Annotated in this window: 18 protein-coding genes and 2 pseudogenes; 8 read left to right on the top strand and 12 right to left on the bottom strand. The window is 40.9% G+C overall.

Going from position 1 to position 21,034, the window contains the following annotated elements; translation table 11 throughout:
• Window positions 1–153: 153 nt before the first annotated feature.
• Window positions 154–879 (bottom strand): glutaredoxin, encoded by a 726-nt coding sequence (locus QMA00_RS16395; RefSeq protein WP_076922973.1) that lies wholly within the window; start codon window positions 877–879, stop codon window positions 154–156.
• Window positions 880–1,317: 438 nt separating this feature from the next.
• Here QMA00_RS16395 and QMA00_RS16400 point away from each other — a divergent pair.
• A pseudogene (locus tag QMA00_RS16400) lies at window positions 1,318–1,582 on the top strand (glucose/galactose MFS transporter); the annotation flags it as partial.
• A gap of 68 nt (window positions 1,583–1,650) precedes the next feature.
• On the opposite strand, the gene QMA00_RS16405 reads toward QMA00_RS16400, so the two are convergent.
• Both QMA00_RS16405 and QMA00_RS16410 read right to left on the bottom strand, forming a co-directional pair.
• Window positions 1,651–3,150: a DUF2235 domain-containing protein gene (locus QMA00_RS16405; protein ID WP_076922972.1), complete on the bottom strand. Its 1,500-nt coding sequence runs from the start codon at window positions 3,148–3,150 to the stop codon at window positions 1,651–1,653.
• A 94-nt stretch (window positions 3,151–3,244) separates the two neighbouring features.
• Complete coding sequence (locus QMA00_RS16410) at window positions 3,245–4,549, bottom strand: NAD(P)/FAD-dependent oxidoreductase (protein ID WP_076922971.1); 1,305 nt, start codon at window positions 4,547–4,549, stop codon at window positions 3,245–3,247.
• Between the two features lie 234 nt (window positions 4,550–4,783).
• Here QMA00_RS16410 and QMA00_RS16415 point away from each other — a divergent pair, with 234 nt between their 5' ends.
• The gene (locus tag QMA00_RS16415; protein ID WP_076922985.1) at window positions 4,784–6,712 is read left to right on the top strand and encodes a RecQ family ATP-dependent DNA helicase; all 1,929 of its coding nucleotides are present in this window, start codon (window positions 4,784–4,786) and stop codon (window positions 6,710–6,712) included.
• Between the two features lie 55 nt (window positions 6,713–6,767).
• Window positions 6,768–7,076, top strand: coding sequence for a YkgJ family cysteine cluster protein (locus QMA00_RS16420; RefSeq protein ID WP_076922970.1), 309 nt, complete (start codon window positions 6,768–6,770; stop codon window positions 7,074–7,076).
• A gap of 34 nt (window positions 7,077–7,110) precedes the next feature.
• Here QMA00_RS16420 and QMA00_RS18985 read toward each other — a convergent pair.
• A pseudogene (locus QMA00_RS18985) lies at window positions 7,111–7,266 on the bottom strand (Ktr system potassium transporter B); the annotation flags it as partial.
• A gap of 17 nt (window positions 7,267–7,283) precedes the next feature.
• Between QMA00_RS18985 and QMA00_RS16425 the strand changes: the two are divergent.
• Entirely contained in the window at window positions 7,284–7,631 is a 348-nt protein-coding gene (locus QMA00_RS16425; protein ID WP_356947897.1) for an HD domain-containing phosphohydrolase, read from the top strand.
• 51 nt (window positions 7,632–7,682) lie between these two features.
• On the opposite strand, the gene QMA00_RS16430 is transcribed toward QMA00_RS16425, so the two are convergent.
• The 3 genes from QMA00_RS16430 to QMA00_RS16440 form a co-directional block, all read right to left on the bottom strand.
• Window positions 7,683–8,300, bottom strand: a complete 618-nt coding sequence (locus QMA00_RS16430) for a glutathione S-transferase (protein ID WP_016899137.1) — start codon at window positions 8,298–8,300, stop codon at window positions 7,683–7,685.
• Window positions 8,301–8,348: 48 nt separating this feature from the next.
• A complete protein-coding gene (locus QMA00_RS16435) occupies window positions 8,349–9,377 on the bottom strand; it encodes an NADP-dependent oxidoreductase (protein ID WP_076922969.1) in 1,029 nt (342 codons plus the stop codon).
• Window positions 9,378–9,537: 160 nt separating this feature from the next.
• Window positions 9,538–10,044, bottom strand: a complete 507-nt coding sequence (locus QMA00_RS16440) for a GNAT family protein (RefSeq protein WP_076922984.1) — start codon at window positions 10,042–10,044, stop codon at window positions 9,538–9,540.
• Window positions 10,045–10,197: 153 nt separating this feature from the next.
• Between QMA00_RS16440 and QMA00_RS16445 the strand changes: the two genes are divergently transcribed.
• Window positions 10,198–11,403 (top strand): anhydro-N-acetylmuramic acid kinase, encoded by a 1,206-nt coding sequence (locus QMA00_RS16445; protein ID WP_076922968.1) that lies wholly within the window; start codon window positions 10,198–10,200, stop codon window positions 11,401–11,403.
• 36 nt (window positions 11,404–11,439) lie between these two features.
• Here QMA00_RS16445 and QMA00_RS16450 read toward each other — a convergent pair whose 3' ends face one another.
• The 5 genes from QMA00_RS16450 to QMA00_RS16470 form a co-directional block, all read right to left on the bottom strand.
• On the bottom strand, window positions 11,440–11,925 hold the full coding sequence (locus QMA00_RS16450) for a hypothetical protein (RefSeq protein WP_076922967.1): 486 nt from the start codon (window positions 11,923–11,925) through the stop codon (window positions 11,440–11,442).
• Between the two features lie 537 nt (window positions 11,926–12,462).
• Window positions 12,463–12,633, bottom strand: a complete 171-nt coding sequence (locus QMA00_RS16455) for a Sua5/YciO/YrdC/YwlC family protein (protein ID WP_249928772.1) — start codon at window positions 12,631–12,633, stop codon at window positions 12,463–12,465.
• 8 nt (window positions 12,634–12,641) lie between these two features.
• Window positions 12,642–13,439: a DUF6671 family protein gene (locus tag QMA00_RS16460; protein ID WP_076922966.1), complete on the bottom strand. Its 798-nt coding sequence runs from the start codon at window positions 13,437–13,439 to the stop codon at window positions 12,642–12,644.
• A 3-nt stretch (window positions 13,440–13,442) separates the two neighbouring features.
• Window positions 13,443–15,869: a DUF2309 domain-containing protein gene (locus tag QMA00_RS16465; RefSeq protein ID WP_076922965.1), complete on the bottom strand. Its 2,427-nt coding sequence runs from the start codon at window positions 15,867–15,869 to the stop codon at window positions 13,443–13,445.
• Entirely contained in the window at window positions 15,866–17,434 is a 1,569-nt protein-coding gene (locus tag QMA00_RS16470; RefSeq protein WP_076922964.1) for an NADH-quinone oxidoreductase subunit L, read from the bottom strand. Before QMA00_RS16470 ends, QMA00_RS16465 begins: the two co-directional genes overlap by 4 nt.
• A gap of 96 nt (window positions 17,435–17,530) precedes the next feature.
• On the opposite strand from QMA00_RS16470, the gene QMA00_RS16475 reads away from it, so the two are divergent.
• The 3 genes from QMA00_RS16475 (at window position 17,531) to QMA00_RS16485 (ending at window position 20,971) form a co-directional block, all read left to right on the top strand.
• Window positions 17,531–18,409: a LysR family transcriptional regulator gene (locus QMA00_RS16475; RefSeq protein WP_055011544.1), complete on the top strand. Its 879-nt coding sequence runs from the start codon at window positions 17,531–17,533 to the stop codon at window positions 18,407–18,409.
• 120 nt (window positions 18,410–18,529) lie between these two features.
• Window positions 18,530–20,485: a hypothetical protein gene (locus tag QMA00_RS16480; RefSeq protein ID WP_076922963.1), complete on the top strand. Its 1,956-nt coding sequence runs from the start codon at window positions 18,530–18,532 to the stop codon at window positions 20,483–20,485.
• A 60-nt stretch (window positions 20,486–20,545) separates the two neighbouring features.
• Window positions 20,546–20,971: a thiol reductase thioredoxin gene (locus QMA00_RS16485; RefSeq protein ID WP_076922962.1), complete on the top strand. Its 426-nt coding sequence runs from the start codon at window positions 20,546–20,548 to the stop codon at window positions 20,969–20,971.
• Window positions 20,972–21,034: the final 63 nt, after the last annotated feature.

Here is a 21,034-nt window from a genome sequence, read left to right on the forward strand (position 1 = left end):
TTTGTGAATAATTTACTAAACCCTATTTGAACACAGAGAAGAAAATGAGGAGTAATGAGAAAATATAAAAACAGGAATGCTTCCCCCTTAGCTCGTAGCCCGCTATCAAAACATGAAGGGCGCGGTAGGTTTTAAACCTATCGCGCCTTTGTATTATTTAACTAGCATCCAAATACCGGCTGCTATCATAAATAGGTTTTCGGTTAGTGAGATAAAGCCAAGCGGTACATTGCTATCGCCGCCAACACAGGCACATTTAAGTTCGCGTTTGTCTATATACACGGCTTTAATCACGGATATTGCCCCGACACTACCAATAAACAAAGAGATAGGTGCAACCAAGTAAACTGGAAGTGCTGCAATCATGGCCACGCCAACAAAAGCTTCTAAAAATGGGTAAACATAGGCATAGGGGATCACTTTCATGGCGAGTAAATCGTAAGTGATAAAGGAATTCGAAAAACTGTTTAAATCTTGCAGCTTTTGAATGGCAAGTACCGCCATGGTTAACGCAACAAATAACTCAAGCGTATACATGCTTAATCCTGCACCGCTCAACGAAAAGGCTAAACTTAGCAACAAAGTAACCGCGAAAATAGCAATGACCGGCGTATACGTTGTGCCTTGTTGGCCTGCAGGGGATTTATTAAAGTATTCTCTGAGTTCATCATAACCACCGATACGCTCATCATCTATAAATGTTTGTGGTGTTGTTTTTACACCGTATTTTTGTTTGAAGGTATCGGTATCGGCTCTTGAGGTGAGTAAATGATCGTCTACTTCAATGCCTTGACGTTCAAGTAAATCTTTAGATTTTAAACCAAATGGGCAAATATGTTCATCGGTTGCCATTCTATACAATTGGGCTGACTTGGCCATATTTTACTCCTGTATATTTATACCAATTTGCAATAATACTTAATCATTTTGAGGGGGTAGAACAGACGCTAACAGACGTTAAAAACGTCTCATTTAGAACAACTCAATAACGAAATTTTTGCCTTGCTATCGACACGATTTTCCTCCCTCAAAATAGCTCAGTTAATTAAGCGAATTGGTATTAGAGAGGTTAACTGAGTTATATAACCTTGAAAGATCAACAGACCCTAAGTGTAAAATTTACAACATGTGCCGTTTTATTGTTAATAAACTCAGTGGTACAGGCTATGCGTTCAAAAATTAGGCCGCTTTTACTGCTTTAAGCGCTGAAGGGGGACTTGCAGCGCGTGCCAGCTAATTAATTATAAAGCTATAGGAGGGGCTGTTGAATCTCTGACTACCAGTTCTGGTGTGTATAGTTTAATAATATCGCGGTCATTGGTGCCTTTAGGCGGCGCTAATTTGCCTGATGTTTTACTGCTGATTGCCTTTTTAGGCTTTGCAAACGCGATTGTTTGGCCTGCGTTGTTCCCACTAGCGTTATCAGGATTGGGTAAACTTACTAGTACTGGTTCTGCGCTTTTAATTATGGGGGCTACTGAGTGGCTTTACCTCGTTACAAACAGGCTACTCGGTGTTGTTACCTTGTTATCTATTCATATTATTTTATGCCGTGAAAGGCCATAAAATGAAAAAGCAATAACCTCCACCAGCTATCCCTAGCTCAGTGCACTTTGCAGTATAAAGTGCACTGATTATTTGGGCTATTTATCAGCTTAATCGCGTTACTTTAAGTTTTATCCTACCGGCATTTGCACCATAAAAACGACTTAAATCATTAGCAAATGGGCAAAACTCTCCCGATTTTTTAATGGTTATTTCAACGCCTTCGGCAATTTCAAATGCATGGTCATCGCTTTGACCAATCGTGCCGATTAAACTAAACCATTGCGCTGTAGCTAAACGTCTAAATGGCTCAAGTAATGTCATGGGGATTTCTTTAACGCCGAGTTGCACGTTATCGCGATGCCACCCAGAAGGAGAGCACTTTATACCATCGTCATACCAATATTGATTAGGATAAGGAGTAAAGCGATAGGTCGCACCTTGGGCAAGCATTAAGCCGGTGGCGTTGTAGGCTTCACTGGCATATACCATCACATCTTGGCTTTGGTTTATGCTAAGTAAACTCATATTTTGGTTGGCTAGCATTATATGGGCACTGAGTCCCATAAAGTTTAACGTGCTGTCGTCGCTGTAAATCATTTTATAATGTAAGTTTTTTAACGATTCGGGACGATAGCTGGTTAGTTTATTAATTCGCTGTGCAACACTGTGATGTATTAATGGGGCGACGTGGCTGATTTCATCGTCAATTAATACACAGCACTGCCTATCAACAAGTTTAAAAAATGGGTTTAACCAAAAGTAATTTTGCTGATGACTTAACGCCAGTGGATCGGGAATAACAGTCACATCGTCTTGGGCAACCAAGTTACTCTCAGGTAAAAGGTTTTCGTAATCGATGTCATGACTGGTTAGCAATGAAACTGACAGTGGCTGAGCAATGAGCCACTCAAGTGCATAACGCAAGCAAATATCGGCAAGTCCATCGCGATAGTAGCCGCCTCCCACATCGGAATGGGCTCCTGCAAACCACAGCTCGGTAATGTTAGCTTGCTGGTTCATTAACGTCGGTTCAAAGGCGCGACGTTTTTCATCAAGCGCTACACAGTGCAGCGCCTCAGAGACATTACTGGCAATGGTGTGATTTTCAAAAATAACATGCTCTGCACCCCAAGTGGCTTTACTCACCTTTGACATGCCAATCGAGGCCACTGTATCAAACACACATAAATACACCTTTTCATGTATGAGTGGCTCTAAGCACTTTGCAAATCGCCGTGCTAATGCAGCGCCTCTGCTAAAGCCGGTAAGTAGGAGGGTATCGCCGCTTTGGTAATACTGTTTAAAATCATTAATAGCTTGATTTAAAATGCTGGCTACATCGTCTGAACGTGGGGCGAGTGCTTGATTTAAAATTCGTTTTAAACGACTACCTTTAGTGCCTATGCCTTGGTAATAAAAACTTAACTGTTTGGAAAATGGGGTGGTGGGAGAATCATCAAGTTTACCACCGAGCAATAAGTGTAGTTTTAAAATATTAGAAATACTGGCGTCTTCTTTAAAATGCTCTGTACTAAACTGATCTGCGTCTCGGGGTTCACTGCCGGTACCGTCAAAATTAAAAATAAGCGTTTTATCCGACATAGCCTGTTTCCTTAAAATTTTTGTGTACTTTATATAGCTAATATTAAAAATTAAAGACAGTGGTAACTTAAATTACCACTGTCTTTAATTTTGGCTAGTGCAGCTTCATTTTAGGACGCACAACACGCAGCACTTTTTCGCTGATCCACAAAGCAAAGGTTTTGGCACTGCCATGAATAGCGCGCTGATGCATTCTATATAATGAAATATACATAAAGCGGGCAATTTTACCTTCAATAAAAAAGCTATTACTGGTTAGGTTACCCATTAAGCTGCCTACTGTGCTGTAGCGCGATAAATTAACCAGTGAGCCATGGTCGTTATACTCGAATTTTTTAAGGGGCTGCTCACGTAATGTGGCGATTAAGTTTTTTTCAACGCATTGTGCCATTTGATGTGCCGATTGTGCGCGTGGCGGCACTTGCGTACCATCATCTTGGGTAAACGCGCAGCAATCACCGAGCACATATATTTGTGGGTCAAGATGACTTTGTAAGTACTCGTTTACTTTTATTTGGTTATTACGAGTCAGCTCAAAAATACCCAGCTCTTTAATAAAGTCAGGTGCTTTTACGCCCGCCGCCCATACCATAATATCCGCGTTTATTTGCTCATCATCATTGGTGATAAAGCCATGTTCGGTTGCTTGTTTAACTTGGGTATTTTCCCGAACGGTGACGCCTAATCTTAATAACTCACGCTTGGCCGAACTGGCAATTCGCTCAGACAGCGCCGGAAGAATCCTGGGGCCCGCTTCAATCAGATGAATATGTAAACGCTTAGCCGACATATTGGTTAAACCGTATATTCTTAGTAAATCAGAAACATGATACAGCTCAGCCGAGAGCTCAACCCCAGTTGCTCCACCGCCAACAATGGCGATGTTTAATGAGTGTAATGGGTCATCGTCTTGATGAAGGCGAGTAAAGTTATCCAGCAGCGCGTGTTGAAAGCGCTCGGCTTGTTGATTTGAATCTAGGTAAAAACAATGCTCTTTAATGCCTGGCGTATTAAAGTCGTTACTCACACTGCCAATAGCAATAACTAAATGATCATAGTGAACGGTGCGTTTAGGTAAAATTTGATGCCCTAACTCGTCATATAGAGGGCTTAAGGTAATGGTTTTATTGTTGTTATCGAGGTTGCAAAAGGTACCAAGTTGAAAGTTATAGTGGTGTTTGGCAGCATGCGCGGAGTAAACAACCCCATCTAAATCGGCATCAATAGAGCCAGTTGCAACCTCGTGCAATAACGGTTTCCATATATGAGTGCGATTTTTATCGATGAGTAATATATTTGCGTGTTGTTTCTTTCCTAGTTTGTGCCCTAATTGAGTTGCTAGCTCCAGCCCACCAGCGCCACCGCCGATGATGACGATTTTTGGTATGGTTATATCCATGACTATGCCCTTAAAAATAATATACCGAAGCAATTTCTGTACGTTGATTTTTAAAATGACTTGGGTATCAAAAAATTATTTTGGCAAAGCACGTTTTTATGGGGCTATAGTGTGCGCCTAATTAAAGGATATGTCAGCAATAAATCACGTCATTTGATGTATACTGATATGCAAATATTTCATCTACTGCGCATTTACAGCATTTATGGGCACCGACATAAAAAGGACGCTTTTATGAGTACCTCGCTAGTTCAGTCTCTTGAGCAACATTTTGGTTTTAATCAGTTTAGAGCAGGGCAACAACAAACCATAGAGCAGCTGCTAAATGGCCAATCATCACTGGCAATATTTCCTACAGGATCGGGTAAGTCGTTGTGCTATCAACTCACCGCGTTACATTTACCGCATTTAACGCTGGTGGTATCGCCGTTATTGGCCTTGATGAAAGATCAAATTAGCTTTTTAAATAGCAAAGGCATCTATGCCGCCAGCCTCGACTCAAGCCAAGACCAAATGCAAAGTAGCACTGTAATGAACGACGTACGAAGTGGTAAAGTTAAAGTGTTAATGGTGTCGGTTGAGCGCTTTAAAAACGAACGCTTTAGGGAGTTTATAAGCCAAGTGGCGCTTTCTATGTTGGTTGTTGACGAAGCGCATTGTATATCTGAATGGGGGCATAACTTTAGACCCGATTACTTAAAACTACCTCGTTACCGTGAAGAGCTAAATATTCCGTTAGTGCTACTATTAACCGCTACCGCCACTAAAAAAGTAAAACGCGATATGGCCGAGCGCTTTGCTATTGAGCCACAATGTATTGTGCAAACGGGGTTTTATCGCGCTAATTTAGATTTAAATGTGCTGAGTGTTAAAACGGCGGATAAAAACAATGAGCTTACTAAAATTGTCCGTGCGCAAACCGGCCCCGGTATTGTGTATGTCACGCTGCAGCAAAGTGCTGAGCAAGTGGCCAATATGTTAAGCGCGCAGGGCCTGCAAGCAGTGGCGTATCATGCAGGGCTTGAAGACACCCTACGCGGGCAAATTCAAGACGATTTTATGGCAGGCAAAATAAATGTTGTGGTTGCTACCATTGCCTTTGGTATGGGGGTTGATAAATCAGACATACGCTTTGTTATTCACTACGATTTACCTAAATCAATAGAAAACTACAGCCAAGAAATTGGCCGCGCAGGGCGTGACGGCAACCCATCAAATTGTTATACCCTGGCTAATTTAGATGGCTTAAATACAGTAGAAAACTTTATTTACGGCGATACCCCAGAGCTCAGCGGTATTGAATATGTGATTAACGATATTCGCCAAGCTCAACAGCAATGGGAAATGCAAGAATATAGCTTATCGAGTGAGAGTAATATTCGCCAGCTTGCCCTTAAAACCTTGCTGGTACAGCTTGAAATGCAAGGCGCAATAACGCCGCAGTATGCCTATTATGCCGATTTTAAGTATAAATTTTTGGTTGATAAAAATGAGTTACTTAGCCAGTTTGATGAACAGCGCCAAGCTTTTTTAACACAAATATTTAGTCATACCGACTTTAAAAAAATATGGGGCACACTTAATTTTGACTCCCTAACGCAAGCCGCGCAGGTTGACCGTAAACGTGTTGTAGCCGCGCTTGATTATTTGGCTGAAAAAAACCTTATCACGCTTGAAACCAAACGTATTACTCAAGTGTACAAAGTGCATAGCGAGGTGATTAATAACCCTGCACTTGCCCAGCAGTTACACGATTATTTTACCGATAAAGAGCAAGCTGAAATAAAACGGATTGCTGCTTTGGTGCGCTTTTTTGAGCTGCAATCTTGCTTAAGCTATAACTTAGCCCGTTATTTTGATGATGCGAATGCGCCACAGCAATGTGGACATTGCTCGGTGTGCCGTGGGGATTCGGTTAAGCTTGAATATTCAATCACCCCTGCAAAGATTGATACAGCGCTTATATGCCAAAAGGTCGATGAGTTTTTAGCCCACATGGCAACTAAAGGTGTGCACAATGTGGGCATTGAAACCCAATGCCGGTTTTTAGCGGGAATGAGTGTGCCACTGTTTGCGCGCAATAAAGTGCGCCAACTAAGTGGTTTTGCACTGTGCGAGCAGATGCGTTACAGCGAAATTAAAGCGACATTACTCGCTCGTTAATGCAATTGGTCGTAGTTCCTGTATCATAGTGGCTTATCCTAAAAAGTAAGCCACTATGCCGCATACCGTTATTTCTGTTAAAAATATAAACTCAGCGCCAGAGCCCGTAACCTGTGCTAATTGCCAAGCATGTTGCTGCCAATTAGAAGTACGCATAGTGACCGACACTGGAGTGCCATTTAATTTTATTGCCTATGATAAATGGGGCAGTGAAGTAATGAAACGCGCTGATGATGGCTGGTGCGAAGCACTCGATCGTAACACGCTAATGTGCTCTATTTACGAAAACCGCCCATTAGTGTGTCGCGAGTTTGAAATGGCATCGGGTGAGTGTATTACTGAGCGAGAGTTAGCGGGTATTTAATGCGGGCTAATTAATTAACCCGCGTTAATGTTTGTTAACCAATAGAGAGTTGCGCGCTAGGGTATCTTAGCTTTTTAGTGCGTGGACTTGCCAAAAAGTAGGCGATAGTGAGCGGTCCTATTCTGCCCATAAACATTAAAAACATAATGATAAACTCCCCCAGTGGTGATAACGAGGATGTTAAAAAACGCTGACGAGTGGGAAATTATGAAACAGCATACCACTAAGGGTTGGGAAATTCTCAAAGGGACAGCTAATCCTGTTATTGATATGGCTGCAAACATTGCGATTGATCATCACGAGCGTTGGGATGGAGCCGGTTATCCGCACGCAAAAAAACAGCAAGAAATCAGTTTAGAGGGACGAATTACTGCGATTGCTGATGTGTTTGATGCGTTATGTTGTCGCCGTTGTTATGAAGAGCCTTGGAGTATAGATGACGCAAAAGCGGAAATAATTAAAGGCGCAGGTAATCATTTTGATCCAAACTTAGTTGCACTTTTTGAAACACATTTTAATGATTTTAAAAAAATTTATCTTGATAGACCTGAATAGAAAAGCGGGTATCGCTTTGACTGTGAAACCACAATCAAAGCGAAAGGTAAGTTAGTCGTACTTGGCTTCTAACTCGTTAGCGGTGTGAAATTTTTCATGAGATTGTAATTGCTCATCGTATTTAACCAGATTTTTAAAGTGCTCTAGTTGGCCTGCATTTTTAACGATTTCAACAATAAACGACATCATAAAATCGGCACCGGTTAGGGTTTCGCCCACTAAATAACGTTTGCCTTCAAGACGGCTGTTAAAATAGCTAATCACTTTAGCGGTTTCAGCATCAGCATAGCCTTCTAAAAACTGGGTTTTAGCGCCATCTTTTTGCACAAACATTTTAAGTAAAAGCGGTAAAATTGCTGAGCTTTCTGCAAAGTGTAACCATTGCTGGTAGTCAACGTAATCAGGGGTGCCTGCTTTTGGGGCAAATTTACCTTTGCCATATTTAGTGATCAGGTAATCTGTGATAGCGCCAGACTCGGCAATCACTAAGCCGTCGTCTTCTATAACTGGCGATTTACCCAGCGGATGCACATTTTTAAGCTCATCAGGGGCTAAAAAAGTCTCAGTGTTACGTTGGTAAGCAACAATTTCGTAATCGACCTCAAGCTCTTCTAATAACCAAATAATACGTTTAGAGCGAGATTTATTTAAATGGTGTAGTTTAATCATTTTCTTCCTTATTGAGCTGTGTTGAATTACAACACAGCCTGAATGTTATTATAGTGGGCTGTTAATCTTTACTACGGTTTTACCAAAGTTCTTCCCACTGATCATGTCGTTAAATGCACTGATGGTGTTTTCAATGCCTTCTACCAGATGTTCGCGGTATTGAATTTTTCCGTCTTGTAGCCATTTTTGCATGTCTTGTGCAAATTCGTCATAGCGGTGGCCATAATCATCAAAAATAATAAAGCCTTGCATTTTGATGCGCTTAGTTAGTAATTGTCCCATTAACATGCCCATTCGGTCTGGGCCCTCAGGCAAACTGGTGGCATTATATTGCGATACCAAACCACAGATAGGCACGCGTGCTGAGGTATTAAGCAAAGGTAATACGGCATCAAACACTTTTCCGCCCACATTTTCATAATAAACATCAATGCCTTGCTCACATGCTTTTTCTAACTGCTCGGCAAAGTCATCTGCTTTATGGTCAATACATGCATCAAAGCCTAGATTTTCAACAGCATGTGCACATTTTTCGCTGCCTCCGGCAACGCCTACTACTTTACAGCCTTTAATTTTAGCTATTTGACCAACCGTTGCACCAACAGGTCCCGTTGCTGCTGCAACGACCACGGTTTCACCTGCTTTAGGGACGCCAATATCGAGTAAACCCATGTAGGCGGTAAAGCCAGGCATACCCATAATACCCAATGCGTATGAAGGGTTTGTTGGTTCTTTACCTAATGACATTAAGCCTTCGCCATTTGAGATAGCGTAAGTTTGCCAGCCTGTATATGCTAATACCCATTCGCCTTCGCTAAACTTATCATTTTTAGATGATTCGACTTGGCAAACCGTTGCACCAACCATTACATCACCAATTTCTACAGGGTCGGCATACGATTTAGCATCGCTCATGCGGCCACGCATATAAGGGTCTAGTGATAAATAAATAGTACGCAGCAATACTTCACCATCTTTTAATGATGGTAACTCTACGTTTTTAAGTTCAAAATTTTCATTGGTAGGAGCGCCATGTGGGCGTGATGCTAAAGTAAATTGACGACTGGTTGTGGACATAAAAATCTCCATGATAGAGTGAAAAAACGACCTATATACCGAATGTTTAAGCTTTAAAACTATACATTGCTCAACAATAATGCGCGGATAGGTAGAAAAGATTTGTACCTTGATACACGAGCTTTGGGCGAGAGGTGGTTAATTCAACCGTCGAAAGAATTTAATTAGAACAATTACTCTGTTTTAGCACACTAAATACATGGCTATCTAAATAGTGACCATTTTTATAAATTGCTTTCTTTAAAATAGCTTCGTTATTAAAGCCATTTTTAAGCAACGCCTTTATTGAGCCCGCATTACCAGCAAATACAGCCGCATGAATACGGTTTAAGTTAGTACTTTCAAACACTTCTTTAGTAATCAACTCTATGGCTTGGGTAATAATACCTTGCCCCCAATATTGCTGACTAAGCCAATAACCTATTTCGCCACTGCGGCTATACTCAAACTCACCAGGGATAGCACCAATACAACCAACACATAGGCCATCAACTTCAATAGCTTTAATGATGCCACATTTTGCTCCTTCGTTTACCCACCAGTTTGCATCTGCTTGAGTATAAGGAAATGGAATTTTAGAGGACAAATAGCGAGCTACTTGTTGATCGTTCAAAATGGTTACTATTTGAAAGGTATCGTGTTGCTTGAACTCACGTAAAATCATCATATGGTAAATAAGTTTATTATTATCAACCAATAACCTAGCAAGCTTTAGGCGTTTAAACAATGAAACTATCTTTTTAAAATTAAAGTGTATACAGCTATAACTTTGCTTTAAACTCTTTTAAAATATAATAAAAAGTACCTACACAGAGTCACTATGCACCCACACATTGCCGCCCTTTATAACAGCGCTAAAAAGCCCAGTCGTTTAATTATTGGTTTAATGAGTGGCACCTCTTTAGATGGTTTAGATGTGGCGCTATGTAAAATAACCGGTGCAGGTTTGCATACACAAATAGAGGTTAAAAATTTTACTACGGTTGAATACAGCGACGAGTATAAAACTAAAATAAAGCAGGTATTTGCCAAGCGCGAATGCGATTTAGAAGTGCTAACTTTGTTACACCCTTGGGTAGGAAAACTCCATGGTGCTATGGTTAATCAGTGTTTAATTGCATGGGGTATTGACCCTGCGAGTATTGATGCCATAGCAAGCCACGGGCAAACTATTTATCACTGCCCGCAATCCCAACATAACCACCATGACTTTAAACATGGCACCTTGCAAATAGGTGATAGTGACCAAATAGCCGTTACTACAGGCATTACCACTGTTGGCGATTTTAGGCAAAAGCATATTGCCGCTGGTGGAGAAGGTGCGCCGCTGGCCGTGTATGGCGATTATTTATTTTTTGCCAGCCCTGACGAAAACCGCATTTTATTAAACATGGGTGGCATTGCTAATTTAACATTTTTACCTAAAAACGGCGATACTGGAGCGGTCTTTAGCTCTGACATTGGCCCTGGCAATACTATTATGGATGCTTATGTACAGCATTATTTTAAAGGGCTCCATTATGATGAGGGAGCTAAACTTGCCAAAGCTGGTAAAGTGAATACAAAGCTTCTTACTGCGCTTACCGATAACGCGTTTTTTAAATTACCTCTGCCTAAAACAACCGGACCGGAGGTGTTTAATTTAGCTTATTTACGGGAGGCACAAATGCATTCAACGACACAAAGACTAAACCACGAAGATGTTTTAGCGACTTTAAATGCCCTTTCTGCCACTACGATTGCTAAGGCATTAAATGACTGTGCTCAACATACTCAAGACTGTGTAGTGTATGCCAGTGGTGGAGGTATTCATAATCCATTATTAATGGAGCAATTATTGATGCACTGCCCAAACATTAAGGCGTTTAAAAACACCGAGATTTTAGGCGTAAATCCTGATGCCAAAGAGTCCGTGCTGTTTGCTATTTTGGCAAATGAATGTTTGGCTGGGCAACGTCAAAGCTTAAACAATAACAACCAAGGGATTTTAGATATCACTATGGGTAAAGTGAGCTTTGCTGATTGAGTAATAAAAAATCAATGGAAAAGTGTGCGCCAATAACTAAAAAAGCGAAAGTAAAGCCGTTCCCATATTGGCGAAATACTGGCGTACCCGATGCGGCTTAGGCGGCGCTATATAAGTTGCAGGTGCAGTATAACCACTACCAAATTGGTTAATATGCATATCAAACTGCAAACTATTTTTTAACGTGCCGTGCTTACCATGCAAAATCATTTGCATCACAAAATCATGACTATGTGATATTTGACTCAAAGTCAGGTTGACTCGCCCTTGTTCTAAATCAGATAAATTGAGTGTTTTTTCTGTGTAGTATTGAGCCGCTCGTGCATTTGGCTCAGTTGCGCTTAGTGAAATAATATCACTTTCATGAGCAGCCTCAGGTAAAACGCATTGCAGTGTGATTTGATGCTGACTGTTAGCATCCTGCGATAGCGTTTCAAATTCCATGCTGTGGCTCATTGCCGCAGACATAGGATCTTCAAATGACGGAAGTGCAAAAGTAAGTTGCACTATAGATTCGCTCATGAGGGGCTTCAAATGCTATTTTTGATTAATAATACAGCTATTATTACCGATCATTATTGCAAAATTATGACTAAACAAAGCGACTTCATACATGGGCTGGTTTAAATTACATTTTACAACTAAAGCTATTGTTTTAAATTAATATTATATTTAATAAATAAACTACAATGGTCGCTTAATAATATCGTTTATTAAATGCAAGGATACAACGAAGCCTTAGCTTAGCAATAACAATAATGCTTTTATCGAGCTTGCCGGTCGTTAATTAATGTTACTTTTATTGTTAATTAAAGGTGTTTATTTGTGTGTGTTTTCTTAATTTTGCAATAAAATTGCTTGAAAAAACCAAGCTAGCCATAAAGTGCATTTAAGAGCCCAAATACATAACACACTACCAAACAGGTTGTGGCGGGGTTGTGAGAATTAGATGGCACTAATAAAAAATAATTTATGGAAACTCTTCTGTTTTTTGCTGTTGGGTGGCTTAATTTTATTAAGCGTGCTTTTGGTTTACGAGTGGAAAAACATCAAAAAAGATTACCTCACGAGCTCCCAAAATCGTGTGGAATTTTCTGCGCAAGCATCGGCAGCAAGGCCATATACAGTTTCTGTGGGTAAGGCAACGCATTCGCCCGCTTTTAATAGTGCCACGGCTTGGTTAATACGCTCTTCAGTATTCAATAATTGAGTGGGTTGTAATGATGTCATAATAACTCTTAAGGATTACAAAACTGGCAATATGTTGCATCAGCAACGCGTTTTTTATTCGTTTCAATGTGGCTAAAGTCGCAACTATCACACACTGAAGTAGTTGATTTCATTTGTTCTGTTGGCATATTACATAGCTCACAGGGCAAGCCTTTTGTAACTTGTTTAGCAACAAAGTTAGGATTTTGGCACTGTGGGCATGTTGATGATAGTCGCCTTGCAAGATCTTCTGCAGCTTGGCTAACAATTACTTGGCGTTGCGGGCTATACATGGCCCTCAGATCAGGCGTGATTGTACCTGTGCTTGGCGTTTTTTCTGTATACAAAGCAATAAGCGCTTCTATGCTAAGCCCTTTATGAAGCGTTTGGGTGTCGTCAAGTATCCAATGCTGGTTTTCATAGCGCTGACATGCAGTAGTGATTGATTCAGCACTGGTTTCACTGCTAATGCTTAAGCTGCTGGGCGAAAATGGCCCACCAGCGTATCCATAAATAGCATTGTTATTGTGCTTATCATAAAAACAAATAACTTCTTCGTCCCAGTTCATTAAACCCGGATACGGCCCACCCCCAAAACTGCCTTCACTGCCAAGCCCAAATTGCTCGTCTGTGAGTTCACATGCGCGCTGAGCTTTTGTCAGTGCCGCTGTATTGGCACTACAATGACGTTGTACTTCGTGACTAAACATCCCAAGTGTATCGGTATCAAATAAATCAGTAGTGAATACCTCAAAACCAAGTGGCTCCAAAGCGGGAGCTACTAAAGGCGCCTTTTTATGTTTAGTAGCAATGACTATCTTTGGCATAGCTTATATTGGCTCATTAGAGGCTGAAATAGTTGAGAAATGTCCATTTTCGAACTGCTCAAGGGTATTATCATCGCCCCAGCGAATGAGAGTGAGCCAATGGTTATCAATCAGCTCCTTCACCATGACATGTTTGTTATAAATTGCCGCGATTGCCGATTGCGGTGCAGCAATATATACATTAAGGCGAATCGGTTCGTGCATCCATTTATCCCCGTTGTGCAGTGATTGCATGGCTAAGCCAATACGAAGGTCACCGCCATTACCTTCAAATAATCCAATATTACCGCCGACTGCATTGTGAAGTATTTTATTACCACTGCCGTATTTATGGTTGTCGGTAACCGAGGCATTATATTGACTATTGATCCAATGGGTTACTATCATGGGGGCGGTCATAATCAGTTCTAATACCGCAAATTCGTTATCGTTTTCCCATTCATAATCATGTAAAAAACAGCGTCCTTGTAAGTTAACACTGCGAGTCCAGGCTCGTGGTGCAACAATAAAGGCCGCGTTATTAGCAAGCCCCCATTCTGGGCGTACTTGCGACCAATCGCGGGCACGCTGTTGATAAGCATGGTTAATTTCATCCGCGGTTTTATTAACTAACTGCGGGTCGATATTTACTAAGCGTTCTTGCTGAGCGGTTTGCGTGGCAACAGTTAGCCATTTTTTCAGATTGTCATTAAGCTCGGTATCGTAAGCGGTGATGACATCCGTGGTTGTGTTATGAATAGCGGCAATAAATTGCGTGCTCTGTGCCAGTGTTAGCCCTCGCTCTTTAAGCGCTTGGCGCACTTGGGTATCGTTTAGTAAGTTAGCCAGCACGCGTACATTAACTTCGCCACTTTGCCCTCCACAGGCTCCACATTCTAGGCCAGCGCTGTGCAAGTTATTAGTTGTATGGCTGGCGTGGCCCACCAACATAACATGCGGCGCAAACTCTTTTATTCCTAAGGTGTTAAGCACTTTTTGAGCTAAGTCGGTTTTGTCTTTTAGGGTCAGTTTTTGCTGATTTTGTGTTAATTGCCAGTCAGTCGGAGTGCACTTTTTAGCATCGCCTTTAGATAAAAAGGTATTTTTTATTAATTTAAATGCATACAGCCAGCCTGCTGACTCAACCATAGAAAACGATGAAGGGGCCGATTTTGACCAGCTTTGCCATGTGGCACTATTTTGGCGTGATGCTTCAAGTGTCGCGTCTTTGTGAGTTTGTGTGGCATGTATGTCTGGTTTGAGTTGCCCTGGTAGTTGAGGACGAGTAATTGCACTACCATTTTCTTGATATTCTAGTGGCAAGCCAAAAAAACCGGCAAAGCCGAAGGTTTCTATATTTTTACTTTGCGATTCAAGCGCGCGGCGAATAACCTCTGAGCGTACATCAATACAAAACACCGCTTGTAATTGAGCGTTGTTCACTGGGGTTTTAGTGGCGCTTTGCAGTGCATGATTAAGCGGGTATTGATAGCTCAGCTCCAGTGCTTTTGCCCACACCCATAATGGCTTTTGTGCTAATTTGTGTGCATGCAGGCGCTCAACTACGAGTGACTTTTCTTGCTGCCACTGACTTTGTAGTTGTTTAAATGAAGCACTATCATGATCTGCCAGATACTGCCAAATAACCAAGTCCCATGACATTCGCATGGCCAGTAGCTGTTTCATATCATCTTTGGGCTTAGCGTAAAGTTGGCCTTGAAATCGCAAATACGCCAACCACGATGCCCAACCATTAATATCTAAAAGCAGCGAATGAGCATATAACTCTAACGAGTCGTTATCTATATTAAGGGTTGAGAGTGTTAGTGCAATCAGTTCATCTGCGGATGTGGGTAATTGCTTAAAGTAGCCATTTAAATGCTTTTCATCCATTACAATACTAATGCCTTTATCCGCTTGAATAACGGTTAACCAATGGCGATATAATTCAGATGGGGCTTGAGTATCATTACGATGCAGCATAGGGCCGAGTTGTTGATAATGTGCAGCACAAAACTGACTCAACTGATGAGTAATTTCATCATGCCAAGCCATTTTATGCTTATTACGTTGTTGGTCGAGTAAATCAGCAATGTTGTGCCAATCCACTAAAGGAACATCAATGTGAAGGGTTTTTATGAGTTGCTCATGCGTAAAGTCACTGTTAAGTAACTTGGCTGCATCGGCTAAGTGGTTATCAGTAATTATGCCGTTGTCGTACTTGTGCTGATAAAAGTCTTTAGGCATGAGCATATTGGCATTACATAAGGTATCAATGCGTGCGCTTACATCTTCAATAGGCAGGTGGCGCATTTCCCAAAATGGGTTAACTGCAATCATCTGATCTAAAGGCCAGTTTGGTGCTATGTAACCGCATACTTTATTAAGTATGTTGTTTTCAGTGTCACTTAACGATAATGCCGTGTGATTTGAATTCGTTTGATTGCTCATTTTGATTCCTCAACGGTGATTCCAGCTGCATGATTTTTTAAATCGGTGTGGCCATTATTAGGTAAATTTATCGGCCATATTTTTAGGGTTAACCGCGTAAACCACTCATCTAAATACAAACCTGCAAATAATAGGGTGGAAAATGATTTAACCTGTGGTCGCCAAGACTGGTAGCGTAAAAAGTAGCTGGCAATCATTAACGTTAAAATAAGGGCTATTACCCAGCTATCGGCGAGGCTAAATGCAGCTTCGCGCCACTGCTCAAGCTCTAGTGCTAAAGTAAATATATTTTTAGCAACCACATAACTAATAACAACTAATAGTGCGACTAGCAGTTTTTTACTGTGAGTTTGCACGCTAGAAGCGCCATGTTGGTTGGCCAGTAAAATAGTTAAAGCCGATGCTAAAAGTAGCCACACACTGACCGCGCCTTGATAGCCGCTAATGGTCCAAGCAGCGCTAACTAGGGTAATCGACACCAATGCCCCCATTAACCAAGCAAAGCACGTGGGTGATTGTTTTGGAATGTGGCGGCGAATCAGATCTTCGTTTACACCGTTGCCTGAGTTTAAAAATGCAAAGGCTTTATAGGTTGAATGAGTAACAAGGTGAAGCAGAGCCAGTTCAAATAATCCCAGCGCACATTCTATGAGCATTAATCCCATTTGCGCACTGGTAGACCAAGCAAGCCTTACTTTAACGCTTATTCGGGTAGTCATTATCAAAGCGCTGATCACCGTAGTTAAACCAGCAATAATTAAAATTAACCACTGTGCAGCCGCAGCTTGAATAAACAAAGGCGCAAATAAAATTAATAAAAAGCCTCCTAAATTAATGACTCCGGCATGTAATAAAGCGCTCACCGGTGTGGGTACTTCAACCACTTTAATTAGCCAGCCGTGTATTGGGAGTTGAGCGCATTTTATTAAAGCCGCAAAGGCAATTAAAAAAGCAGCGACTTGCTCTGCAAAAGACAGTGGTAGCGTGGTGGTATTATAAAAGGCGGTTATATCAGTTATGTACAGACTATTGTGAATGAACCACAAAATACCAAATGCAATCAGTAATAAGGATTCGGCAACACGTGCCACAATAAATTTTTTATGGGCGGCGAGCACCGCTCGAGGGCGCTCAGGGTAAAACATTAATAGTTTATGTAGTGCTAAACTTATCGCCACCCAGCCTAGCCAAAATAGCGCTAAGTGGTTGCTCATAACCACAACTAATACGGCAGTGATGGTAAGTAATAGCCATCGCCAAAAGTAGTTTACACGTGGCTCACCTTGCATATAGTGCTTACAAAAGCGAATTAATATCAGCGTGATAAATAATATAAGCCCCAGCATAATAATTCGGGTCATGGTCAGCGATAAGAAACTGAGTAAATTAAAAGCATAAATTTGATGAAGCGTAATAGCTGTTATAAATGCAATGCTATTAAACACCATTACTTTAAACAGCACATGACCATTTGAAGCGCGCGATTGTTGGCCAATTAACCAGGCTGCTATAAATGTGCTCAAAGGCATTATTAGCAGTAACAACGAAATAATATACTCACTCATTCAGTGCTCCTTATTTAGTTATTGGAGTATGGCAAACTAGATAACTAAATAAAAATAGATATAATGCATATAAACGTTCTATAAAAGAGAACAATAATGAGCCGTTTAAATTATCATCACTTATATTATTTTTGGTCGGTTGCTCGTATTGGTAACTTAACCCAAGCCGCGAAAGAGCTGCATTTATCGCAGTCAGCGCTCTCTACGCAAATAAAACAATTAGAGCACACCATTAATATTGAGTTATTTGAACGTAAAGGCCGCACACTCGCATTAACCGATATGGGAAAGCGGGTGCAAATGTACGCCAACGATATATTCACCAAAGGCGAAGAACTGTCGTCTTTTATTCATAAAGGGGTGATTTCCCAAACTCAGCATTTATCAATCGGGGTGCTCAATACGCTCTCTCGTAACTTTATCGAAGAATTTATTAACCCCTTAATGAGCAATGACGAAGTACGCTTTTCGCTTACTGCAGGGCGTATGGATGGGCTGTTAAATGGTTTGGCAGAGCACGAACTGGATTTAGTTTTAACCAATAAACCCATCGGGCTTGAGCACTACGATCAACTGTGGCAAAGTCAGTTGGTATCTCGTCAGCCATTAGCTATAGTTGGCCCAGCTGATAAAAAAACACGCGGCCAGTTTCCATCAGGTTACACGGATGCACAGTGGGTGCTACCCGCTAAAACTTCTGCTATTAGAGACTCATTTAATGCTTTATGTGCTCGTTGGCAGTATCAGCCAAAAATAAAAGCAGAGGCTGATGATATGGCTATGCTGCGATTACTTGCCCGTGATAGTGGTGCACTATCGGTATTGCCATCAGTTGTAGTAAAGGATGAAATAGAACAAGGCCTACTAGTTGAATATCAGCGTTTACCCGATGCATTTGAGCACTTCTATGCCATTACCGCGCAGCGAAAATTTGTACCAGACATATTAAAGTCGCTGCTTGCCAAAACCTGCTAATTACTTTTAAAGAATGTTTTTTGCGTAAATACTTTATATTTGAATAATAAACAAATAATTAAAGCTTTTAATTCGTTGGCCGATACCGTATTTATATTGTACTGAAGATTAAGGATAATCATGGTTAATAAACTACAAGGCAATTATGCTAACTTAAATGCGTTGCTTGCCCAATCGGTCAATAATTCAAACCAAACCAGTGTTCCCACAGGTTTGCAATCGCGTGCTCACTTAGCGCCAAGTTCGGCAACAATCACTGATGAAATGCTCAGTCAGTTTAGTGACCAACAAGTCGATGAAATACTTAATCAGCAATTATCCTCGTTACTCACGATTTCCAGCACACCCAGTGGCTCAAATTATAAGCTCTCTAGTGAAGAGGTTGCACTACGTACGGTGATAAGTTCTCAGCAAGAGGGCCTATTAAAAAATGAACGTAGTGATCAGTTAATTGAGCGTTTAAACAGCTCGGTAAAGAATATTCAGGGCGCTTATGCTAACACTAGCGATATTTTATCAAACTTGGGGCAGCTTGGGTTCAATCAAAAAACGTTTTTAGCGTCTAGTCAGCTGCGTGTTGAACGCTCGCTAGACCCCTTTATGGAAAATTTTAACCGCGAGCGATATGAGGATGATGATAACTATGGATTTGAGCTGTCGGTAAAAACCAAAGAAGGTGATGTTATTAAAATTACTTTTCATTCTGCGCAAGGTTACGATGAGGAAACAGGCGAAACCACTGACGAATTTAGCGTAAGTTATGAAGTAGATGGCGACTTATCTGAGGCTGAACACCAAGCATTAACGCAAGTACTTTCTGGTGTTGGTGAAATGGCGGATGAATTTTTTAAGGCTAAACAAAGCGCTTACAGTCGTTATGTACCCGCAAACCAAGCTGATTTAGATTTAAGCTTTCTAAGCAATTTTGATAACAAAGAACTTTCGGGTTTTGATTTGTACTTTTCAACGTCAGAGGGAAATACTGGCGATGCCGATGGAGCACTGCTCGGAACAGATAATGAGCTTAATTTAAGTTATACCCTTGATGAGGATTCTGAGCAGCAAATACTGGAGTTTGAATCGGTAAACGGACAAAACAATATTGATTTTTCGCTTGATATGTCAACAATTGGCGCTCAAGACAAAAGCCAAATGCAACAATATATAAAAGCGCTCGATAAGAGTTTAGAAGATAGCCAGCTCAATAGCTCTGAGAAAAGTACACGTTCTGCGTTTGGTCACAAAAGTGATGAAGTAATGAAACAAGGGTTGGCTGTTTTTAAAAGTGCGTTTAGTAGTATGTCATCAGCTGCTGAGCGCTATAGCGAAATTGAATCGGTTGCTACAAAGCAGTTTACTAATGGACGCGAGCTTGTCGCTAATTTAGTTGACAACATGATCACCAAAGATCCGCGCTACCAAGGGCTAGGTAGCAGTAATAAAAATTCCTTAGGTGATGGTATTTCTAAGTTAGCTGATTTTGATGCAAAATTCTCTTTTGCAATGGATCAGGGGGATTACATAGCAACAAGCACCACAAAGCTGAGTCAAAATACAGAACACCAAAAATCAGCAGGGTTAACTGGAGTTACTCAAGATAAAACGGCGAGCACGCGTTTTAATTATGAAAAAGGTAACCGCTCTGACATCCCCCCTGATTATTATGACAAACAAGAAAATTACACTATTGGTACCGCTGTAAAAAATAACGAATTGGTTGCTCTTGATCAGGCTCATGAGGTGGATGTAGATAAAAAAGTTTATCAGTTTAATCCCGAAATATCTCAATACGAACTAAAAAAGGAATTGAAAGAAACAACCACCAGTGAGAGCAATATTCGTGTTATTAACGATATTTGGCTCGAGAAAAATGAAGATAGTTATCGTAAGAATGAAAGAAAACGACTCAGTGGTGTGGGGGCGACAAACGAGTTTAGAACAACATCGAGTTATTCACATACGCAATTAGTAACATTAATCGGTGATTTAGATAAATTAGAACAAAACAAAGAAGCCAAACGTGAGTACTTAGCGGTTTTATCGCAAGTGAGTGATTTTATGGATAAAAGTAAGTAAGTGTATTCACTTAAGCTCGATTATGGGTATAGTAGCTAAAAGCTAGTTAGGTATAGGTTTATGTTAAAACAATTAATTTTACTCTTTATTTTGAGTCTACCACTGGCAGTGAATGCAACGCTCAAACCACACTCAGACGCTGTTACTGCTAAGCGTTTATTAAGCGATCACGATAAATTTGCCAAGCAATACCAAGCATTTTCGCCTACACCGCAAGACGTTGCATTGATGCAAAAATTAGCAGGTAAAGAGGTGTTAGTGCTTTTAGGTACCTGGTGTCATGACAGTGCTCGCGAAGTATCTCTATTTATAAAGTTACTCGATGAGTCGAAAGTTGAACTTTCGAAAATAACCTTTGTTACAGTAGGTTATGACAAACGTGATGAGGCAGGCATTGCCCTAGCGCATTACTTACAGTATACCCACACTTTTATTGTGAAGCATAATGGGGTTGAAATTAACCGCGTAATGAACAACTCCCACTAAACGCTGCGCGTTTTGAAGGAGTTTCAAAAAGAAAGCCTAAGCTACCTTTTTAGGCTGGTTCCC

It is taken from the genome of Pseudoalteromonas sp. APC 3694, from assembly GCF_030407565.1.
Taxonomy (GTDB): domain Bacteria; phylum Pseudomonadota; class Gammaproteobacteria; order Enterobacterales; family Alteromonadaceae; genus Pseudoalteromonas; species Pseudoalteromonas tetraodonis.

Bases quoted from the DNA above. Each gene is read 5' to 3' on its own strand.
- QMA00_RS16395 (WP_076922973.1), bottom strand. From the start codon at position 879: ATGGCCAAGTCAGCCCAATTGTATAGAATGGCAACCGATGAACATATT.
- QMA00_RS16405 (WP_076922972.1), bottom strand. From the start codon at position 3,150: ATGTCGGATAAAACGCTTATTTTTAATTTTGACGGTACCGGCAGTGAA.
- QMA00_RS16410 (WP_076922971.1), bottom strand. From the start codon at position 4,549: ATGGATATAACCATACCAAAAATCGTCATCATCGGCGGTGGCGCTGGT.
- QMA00_RS16415 (WP_076922985.1), top strand. From the start codon at position 4,784: ATGAGTACCTCGCTAGTTCAGTCTCTTGAGCAACATTTTGGTTTTAAT.
- QMA00_RS16420 (WP_076922970.1), top strand. From the start codon at position 6,768: ATGCCGCATACCGTTATTTCTGTTAAAAATATAAACTCAGCGCCAGAG.
- QMA00_RS16425 (WP_356947897.1), top strand. From the start codon at position 7,284: ATGAAACAGCATACCACTAAGGGTTGGGAAATTCTCAAAGGGACAGCT.
- QMA00_RS16430 (WP_016899137.1), bottom strand. From the start codon at position 8,300: ATGATTAAACTACACCATTTAAATAAATCTCGCTCTAAACGTATTATT.
- QMA00_RS16435 (WP_076922969.1), bottom strand. From the start codon at position 9,377: ATGTCCACAACCAGTCGTCAATTTACTTTAGCATCACGCCCACATGGC.
- QMA00_RS16440 (WP_076922984.1), bottom strand. From the start codon at position 10,044: ATGATGATTTTACGTGAGTTCAAGCAACACGATACCTTTCAAATAGTA.
- QMA00_RS16445 (WP_076922968.1), top strand. From the start codon at position 10,198: ATGCACCCACACATTGCCGCCCTTTATAACAGCGCTAAAAAGCCCAGT.
- QMA00_RS16450 (WP_076922967.1), bottom strand. From the start codon at position 11,925: ATGAGCGAATCTATAGTGCAACTTACTTTTGCACTTCCGTCATTTGAA.
- QMA00_RS16455 (WP_249928772.1), bottom strand. From the start codon at position 12,633: ATGACATCATTACAACCCACTCAATTATTGAATACTGAAGAGCGTATT.
- QMA00_RS16460 (WP_076922966.1), bottom strand. From the start codon at position 13,439: ATGCCAAAGATAGTCATTGCTACTAAACATAAAAAGGCGCCTTTAGTA.
- QMA00_RS16465 (WP_076922965.1), bottom strand. From the start codon at position 15,869: ATGAGCAATCAAACGAATTCAAATCACACGGCATTATCGTTAAGTGAC.
- QMA00_RS16470 (WP_076922964.1), bottom strand. From the start codon at position 17,434: ATGAGTGAGTATATTATTTCGTTGTTACTGCTAATAATGCCTTTGAGC.
- QMA00_RS16475 (WP_055011544.1), top strand. From the start codon at position 17,531: ATGAGCCGTTTAAATTATCATCACTTATATTATTTTTGGTCGGTTGCT.
- QMA00_RS16480 (WP_076922963.1), top strand. From the start codon at position 18,530: ATGGTTAATAAACTACAAGGCAATTATGCTAACTTAAATGCGTTGCTT.
- QMA00_RS16485 (WP_076922962.1), top strand. From the start codon at position 20,546: ATGTTAAAACAATTAATTTTACTCTTTATTTTGAGTCTACCACTGGCA.